Source organism: Mycobacterium sp., from assembly GCF_050701675.1.
In the GTDB taxonomy this organism is placed as follows: domain Bacteria; phylum Actinomycetota; class Actinomycetes; order Mycobacteriales; family Mycobacteriaceae; genus Mycobacterium.
This window is the reverse complement of the sequence record NZ_JBOGDD010001022.1, coordinates 1-6,367: the sequence shown is the minus strand read 5'-3', so window position 1 is coordinate 6,367 and position 6,367 is coordinate 1. Positions and strand designations below refer to the sequence as shown.

The following is a 6,367-nucleotide window of genomic DNA, read 5'->3' as shown; positions in this document are numbered from 1 at the left end:
TCCGCTCGAACTTCGCCTTCGCCACTTCTGTGTCCTCCTGGACTTTGTTGGTGCTTGTTGAAAGGTGTGTCTGTGTTCAGTTGTGTGGTCGCCGGTGGGCGCTGGGACTTTTCTAGCTGGTTACTGTCCCGTCGCCTTCGCGATGATCTCCTTCGACACGTTCGCCGGTACTTCGGCGTACGAGTCGAACACCATGGAGTAGTTGGCCCGGCCCTGGGTCCGGGACCGGAGGTCCCCGACGTAACCGAACATCTCCGACAACGGTACCGTCGCCTTCACGACGCGAGCACCACTGCGCTCCTCCATGGCTTGAATCTGACCACGGCGGGAGTTCAGGTCGCCGATCACGTCACCCATGTAGTCCTCCGGGGTGGTGACCTCGACGGCCATGACGGGTTCCAGGATGGTCGGCTGCGCCTGAGCGGCAGCCTTCTTCAGCACCTGGGAACCTGCGATCTTGAACGCCATTTCCGACGAGTCGACGTCGTGGTACGCCCCGTCGAGAAGGGTCAGCTTCACGTTCACCAGCGGGTAGCCGGCCAACACGCCGTACTGCATGGCGTCCTGCGCACCGGCATCCACCGACGGAATGTACTCACGCGGGATGCGTCCACCGCTGACCTTGTTCGAGAACTCGTAGGTCGCGCCGTCCTCGCCCTCGAAGGGCTCGATGCTGACGAGAACCTTGGCGAACTGGCCGGAGCCACCCGTCTGCTTCTTGTGGGTGAACTCGACCTTCTCGACCTTGCGCTTGATGGTCTCCTTGTAGGCGACCTGCGGCTTGCCGACGTTGGCCTCGACCTTGAACTCGCGACGCATCCGGTCGACCAGGATGTCGAGGTGCAGCTCGCCCATGCCGCCGATGACGGTCTGGCCGGTCTCGTTGTCCTGGTGGACCTTGAAGGTCGGGTCTTCCTCGGCGAGCTTCTGGATCGCCAGGGACAGCTTCTCCTGGTCACTCTTCGTTTTGGGCTCGATGGCGACCTCGATCACGGGATCGGGGAAGGTCATCGACTCGAGCACAACCTGGTGGTTCGGATCGCTCAGGGTGTCACCGGTGGTGGTGTCCTTCAGCCCGATCACGGCGTAGATGTGGCCTGCTGCGGCCGACTCCACCGGGTTCTCCTTGTTGGAGTGCATCTGGAACAGCTTGCCGAGGCGTTCCTTCTTGCCCTTGGTCGCGTTGATGACCTGGGCGCCGGAGTCGACCTTGCCCGAGTACACCCGGACGTAGGTCAGCTTGCCGAAGAACGGGTGCGTCGCGACCTTGAACGCCAGCGCCGAGAACGGCTCCGTCGTCGAGGGCTTACGCGTGACCAGCTCTTCTTCCTTGCCGGGGACGTGACCCGTGACCGACTCGACGTCGAGCGGCGACGGCAGGTAGTCGATGACCGCGTCGAGCATGGGCTGCACGCCCTTGTTCTTGAACGCGCTACCGCACAGCACGGGGTAGATCTCGGAGTTGACGGTCAGCTTGCGGATCGCGCCCTTGATCTCGTCGATCGTGAGCGACTCGCCACCGAAGTACTTCTCGAGCAGCGCCTCGTCGGTCTCGGCGACCGTCTCGAGCAGCTTGGTGCGGTACTCGTCGGCGAGCTCGGCGAGGTCCTCGGGGATGTCGATGGTCTCGTACGTCTCACCGAGCTTGGTCTCGCCGCGCCAGACCTTGGCCTTCATCTCGACCAGGTCGACGATGCCTTCGAAGCCACCCTCGGAGCCGATGGGCAGCTGGATCGGCAGCGCCTTGGCGCCGAGCCGCTCCTCGATGGTGCGCACGGTGAAGTAGAAGTCCGCGCCGATCTTGTCCATCTTGTTGACGAAGCAGATGCGCGGGACGTCGTACTTGTCGGCCTGACGCCAGACCTGCTCGGACTGCGGCTCGACGCCCTCCTTGCCGTCGAACACGGCAACGGCGCCGTCGAGCACGCGCAGGCTGCGCTCCACCTCGACGGTGAAGTCGACGTGCCCAGGGGTGTCGATGATGTTGATCTGGTTGCCATCCCAGAAGCAGGTGGTAGCAGCCGAGGTAATGGTGATACCCCGCTCCTGCTCCTGCTCCATCCAGTCCATCGTGGCGGCACCGTCGTGCACCTCACCGATCTTGTAGCTGATACCGGTGTAGTAGAGGATGCGCTCGGTCGTCGTCGTCTTACCGGCGTCGATGTGCGCCATGATGCCGATGTTGCGGACCTTCGTGAGGTCGGTCAGCACGTCCTGTGCCACGGCTAAATTCCCACTCTTTCGCTTGCTTGGTTGCTGTTGTCGATCCGCCCCGGGGCCTTGACCGCGGGCGTTGAAATCACCAGCGGTAGTGCGCGAAGGCTCGGTTGGCCTCGGCCATCTTGTGAGTGTCCTCGCGTCGCTTGACGGCGGCACCCAGACCGTTGCTCGCGTCGAGCAACTCGTTGGCCAGACGTTCGACCATGGTCTTCTCCCTGCGCTGCTTCGAGAAGCTCACCAACCAGCGAAGTGCCAGCGTGGTGGACCGCTCGGGGCGGACCTCGACGGGAACCTGATAGGTGGCGCCACCGACACGACGGCTGCGAACCTCGAGGGCAGGCTTCACGTTGTCGAGAGCACGCTTCAGGGTGACGACCGGATCGGTGCCGGTCTTGTCGCGAGCCTGTTCCAGCGCTCCATACACAATGCGTTCTGCGAGGGATTTCTTCCCGTCCAGCAGAACCTTGTTGACGAGCTGGGTGACCAGCTGCGAACCGTAGACCGGGTCATTGACCAGCGGTCGCTTGGGTGCGGGGCCCTTGCGCGGCATTAACTCTTCTCCTTCTTGGCGCCGTAGCGGCTCCGGGCCTGCTTGCGGCTCTTGACGCCCTGTGTGTCGAGCGAGCCGCGGATGATCTTGTAGCGCACACCGGGGAGGTCCTTCACCCGACCACCACGCACCAGCACCATCGAGTGCTCCTGCAGGTTGTGACCCTCACCGGGGATGTAGGCCGTGACCTCAACCCCAGTGGTCAGCTTGACGCGCGCGACCTTGCGAAGCGCCGAGTTCGGCTTCTTCGGGGTGGTCGTGTACACGCGGGTGCAGACGCCACGCCGCTGCGGGCTGCCCTTGAGGGCCGCGGTCTTGACCTTGGCGATCTTGTCGCGGCGACCCTTGCGGACCAGCTGGTTGATGGTTGGCATGTACCGGCTTTCTATGTTGCTTCCGTGGTGCTGCTGTTGTATTCGGTCGTTCTCAAGTCTGTGTACTGCGGTTACGCCCTTGCGGGTTACCCCGCTGGCGGCGTGTCGCACGCGCCCGTGCACCGAATCTCGTCGATACTTCGTGGACATGCGAATTGGCCCGGCGTGCAGGCTTGCTCACAGCCATCACAGCTGCAAGCGCCCTATCGGCCAGGCACGATCGACCACAATACCTGCCCGCGGTGCCGCAGGTCAAAGCGCGCTAGAGCCGCCAATTCGCCTGGTCAAGTGACGCCGTGAAATCGGTCCGCGGTGAACTGCGGACGAGAACGTCTCCCCGACGATACTGCCAGGCTACCCGGCTGACTCAGCTCGTCAGCGACGTTCCATGCCCGCCGCAAGCCGCAGCACCATGTCGGTGAACACGGCGTCGGTGTCGATGTCGCCCATCACGCCCGTCATCTCGAGCAGGACGAAACCGTGCAGCGCCGACCAGAACTCCAGGGCCGCGAAGAACCCGTCCTCCCCCTCCAACCCGTACGACGCCAACACCTCGATGACCGGCCCGGCGGCGGCCCGCGTGGCTGCCGTGTACTCCGGATCGTCGCCGCCGAGGGGCATCCGGGTGAACGCCGAATAGCGGCCGGGATGGTGGTGGGCGTAACTGCGGTACGAACTGGCCATCGCGACCACCGCGTCGTCGCGGGTACGGCCGTCCCCCACCGTGTTGAGCATGCCGATGATGTCGTCGACCACTCGCATCCGCACCGTCCGACGCAGATCCTCGAGGCTGTGGACGTGGTTGTACAGCGACGGACCCTTGGTGCCGAGCTGCGTCGCCAGGGCGTTGATGGTGAGCGACTCCCACCCTTCGCGGTCGAGGAACGTCAGTGCGGCGTTGACGATGGCGTCGCGACTCAGCTTGCTGGCCCTGGCGGGACTTCGCGATCGGCCAGCCGATTGGGCCTCCGGCCGAGCTGCCATGAAATGGTGTCCTTCGAATCGACGGATGAACATCGTGCGTACCCAGGTGGGATAGCGAATGACTCTAGCCCCGCGCGTCGTTCGCACACGGTACCCAGCGAAGTGGTGCCATCGAGGCAACTCAGAACGTAGAGTCTGCGCAGGCGAAAGTACGGTTGCGAGGCGAAGGGGACCATCGTGGGTTGCAGAGCGTTGGGTGCCCTCCTTTCGGCAGGCGTGGTAGCCATTCCCGTCGCGCTGTGCGTCGGGGTTCCGACCGCGCAGGCGAAGAACGGCGACACTCACATCACGGGCCAGGGCGTGAACCAGACCCTGGACTGCAACGAATCCACGCTCATCGTCGTGGGCACCGGAAACACCATCAACGCGCTCGGCTCGTGCTGGGCCATTACCGTCCAGGGTTCGGCGAACGTCATCAAGGCCGACAACGTCGTCAACGACATCACCGTCTACGGGTTCGACCAGACGGTGCTCTACCGCAGCGGCGACCCGCAGGTCCTTGACCGGGGCCGCGAAATCGGTTTGACGAACCGCATCGACCGGCTGTCCGCGTAGTCTCGTCGCAGCGGCGTGGCCAACCGCCGCGGAAGCGAGAAATCATGCGCGCGAACCCCCCCGGGCTGGTCGGTCTCTTCGGCGCCCTTGCCGGCGTCGCCGTTCTGAGCCTCGCCGGTTGCGGCTCGCAGAGTGGCGACACCAATTCGCCGACCGCCACGGTCGGCACGTCCGGCATCCAAGTCGAGATAGCCAACACCATCAACTACGGATCGGTCGGGACGACCGCGGAGATCGATTGCGCCGACGGCAAGTCACTCACCATCGGCGGGTCCAACAACACGCTGACCGTCAAGGGCACGTGTACCAACGTGAACATCGGCGGAGCCGACAACAAGATCACGGTCGACAAGATCGGCACCGGCCTCAGCGTCGTCGGTCTGAACAACACCGTCACCTACAAGGACGGCGACCCGAAGGTGAACGACACGGGTTCCGGGAACTCGATCAGGAAGGGCTAGCCGCCCCGTGCCGGCCTGCCCCGTCGGCGAATCGCCGGGCGCCCGCCAGTGATTCGGCAGCGACCTTGGACATGCTGCCGAACTCGACGTCCATCGCCTCCGCCTCGGGCACACCCCACTGGTTGAGGGCGGAGAGCCGATCCGCGCGCAGACACTGCTGTGGAAGTGCGGCGAGCTCGGCGGCCAGCGTCTCGGCGGCCTCGCGCGCCTGACCGTGCGGCACCACCCGGTTGGCCAGCCCGATTGCGAGCGCCTCAGCGGCGTCGACGCTGCGACCCGTGAGGATCAGGTCCATCGCACGGCTGTGCCCGATCAGGCGCGGCAGCCGCACCGTCCCCCCGTCGATCAGCGGCACTCCCCAGCGGCGGCAGTACACGCCGAAGACGGCGTCCTCCTCGGCCACGCGCAGGTCACACCACAGCGCCAACTCGAGCCCGCCCGCCACCGCGAATCCACTCACGGCGGCAATGACCGGCTTGGACAAGACCATTCGAGAAGGGCCCATCGGTCCCGGACCGCTCCGATGGACCGGATTGGCGTCGGGTGTGCCCAGGGCTTTCAGATCCGCACCGGCACAAAAGGTTCCGTTGTCGCCCCAGAGCACCGCGACGGATGCGGAGTCGTCGGCGTCGAACTCCTCGAACGCCGCGACCAGGCCCGCGGAGGCGGGACCGTTGACGGCGTTGCGGGCGGCGGGGCGATTCATGATCACCGTGGTGACGGGGCCGTTGCGCTCGACGCGAACCCCGCCCGAGCTTGAGTCCCCGGTCGCTCCGCTCCTGCCCTCCGGAAAGTCAGTCATCGTGCCTCCATCAGTTCGGTGTCATCGCGCCGCGCAACGAGTTCCGCGGCGAAGTCGTGATATGCCAGTCGCAGGCCCTGCCCCGGCCAGTCGTCGGGTAGCAGTTCCGGCGGCAGTACCGGATCGGAGAGTAGGTGACGAACCATGGCTGCCGCGGCGACGAACCGCGCAGGAACGTCATCGGCGCCGCCCATGTCGTCGAGCAAGGCCCGTCCGGTCCGCACCCAGCCGGGCAGATCCCACAGCCTCCCGGCCAGCCCGGCCGGATCGTCGTCGCGGGCCTGCAGCACCCGAACTCGCGACCGTAGGTCATCGGCCAATTCCAGGTCGAGATTCGCCGGACGCATCCACACCCCCTCGCGCAGTTCGGCGAACCTTTTGTCGTGCAACGTAGTTCGAACGGCCGCCCGCGTCTTGGCAT

Annotated in this window: 8 protein-coding genes; 2 read left to right on the top strand and 6 right to left on the bottom strand. The window is 65.1% G+C overall.

Annotated features, from left to right (window positions below; genetic code table 11):
- Window positions 1-120: 120 nt before the first annotated feature.
- From fusA to ACRDUX_RS31350, 4 genes are all read right to left on the bottom strand, one after another.
- On the bottom strand, window positions 121-2,223 hold the full coding sequence (fusA, locus tag ACRDUX_RS31365) for an elongation factor G (RefSeq protein WP_526419828.1): 2,103 nt from the start codon (window positions 2,221-2,223) through the stop codon (window positions 121-123).
- A gap of 76 nt (window positions 2,224-2,299) precedes the next feature.
- Window positions 2,300-2,770: a 30S ribosomal protein S7 gene (gene rpsG / locus ACRDUX_RS31360; RefSeq protein WP_056557334.1), complete on the bottom strand. Its 471-nt coding sequence runs from the start codon at window positions 2,768-2,770 to the stop codon at window positions 2,300-2,302.
- Window positions 2,770-3,144, bottom strand: a complete 375-nt coding sequence (rpsL, locus tag ACRDUX_RS31355; protein ID WP_056557336.1) for a 30S ribosomal protein S12 — start codon at window positions 3,142-3,144, stop codon at window positions 2,770-2,772. Before rpsL ends, rpsG begins: the two co-directional genes overlap by 1 nt.
- Window positions 3,145-3,519: 375 nt before the next feature.
- Entirely contained in the window at window positions 3,520-4,128 is a 609-nt protein-coding gene (locus ACRDUX_RS31350; RefSeq protein WP_526419826.1) for a TetR/AcrR family transcriptional regulator, read from the bottom strand.
- Window positions 4,129-4,305: 177 nt separating this feature from the next.
- Between ACRDUX_RS31350 and ACRDUX_RS31345 the strand changes: the two genes are divergently transcribed.
- Window positions 4,306-4,683, top strand: coding sequence for a DUF3060 domain-containing protein (locus tag ACRDUX_RS31345; protein ID WP_526419824.1), 378 nt, complete (start codon window positions 4,306-4,308; stop codon window positions 4,681-4,683).
- 44 nt (window positions 4,684-4,727) lie between these two features.
- Entirely contained in the window at window positions 4,728-5,144 is a 417-nt protein-coding gene (locus ACRDUX_RS31340; protein ID WP_526419822.1) for a DUF3060 domain-containing protein, read from the top strand.
- Here the strand turns inward: ACRDUX_RS31340 and ACRDUX_RS31335 are convergent.
- Together ACRDUX_RS31335 and ACRDUX_RS31330 are read right to left on the bottom strand one after the other, a co-directional pair.
- Window positions 5,131-5,946: a crotonase/enoyl-CoA hydratase family protein gene (locus ACRDUX_RS31335; protein ID WP_526419820.1), complete on the bottom strand. Its 816-nt coding sequence runs from the start codon at window positions 5,944-5,946 to the stop codon at window positions 5,131-5,133. The two genes, ACRDUX_RS31340 and ACRDUX_RS31335, sit on opposite strands and share 14 nt — an antisense overlap.
- On the bottom strand, window positions 5,943-6,367 hold a 425-nt coding region (locus ACRDUX_RS31330), incomplete at its 5' end, for a PaaX family transcriptional regulator C-terminal domain-containing protein (protein ID WP_526419818.1). The genes ACRDUX_RS31330 and ACRDUX_RS31335, both read right to left, overlap by 4 nt.

Excerpts from the sequence above, each read along its gene's own strand:
- ACRDUX_RS31335 (WP_526419820.1), bottom strand. The coding sequence starts at position 5,946 with ATGACTGACTTTCCGGAGGGCAGGAGCGGAGCGACCGGGGACTCAAGC.
- ACRDUX_RS31340 (WP_526419822.1), top strand. The coding sequence starts at position 4,728 with ATGCGCGCGAACCCCCCCGGGCTGGTCGGTCTCTTCGGCGCCCTTGCC.
- rpsG (WP_056557334.1), bottom strand. The coding sequence starts at position 2,770 with ATGCCGCGCAAGGGCCCCGCACCCAAGCGACCGCTGGTCAATGACCCG.
- ACRDUX_RS31350 (WP_526419826.1), bottom strand. The coding sequence starts at position 4,128 with ATGGCAGCTCGGCCGGAGGCCCAATCGGCTGGCCGATCGCGAAGTCCC.
- rpsL (WP_056557336.1), bottom strand. The coding sequence starts at position 3,144 with ATGCCAACCATCAACCAGCTGGTCCGCAAGGGTCGCCGCGACAAGATC.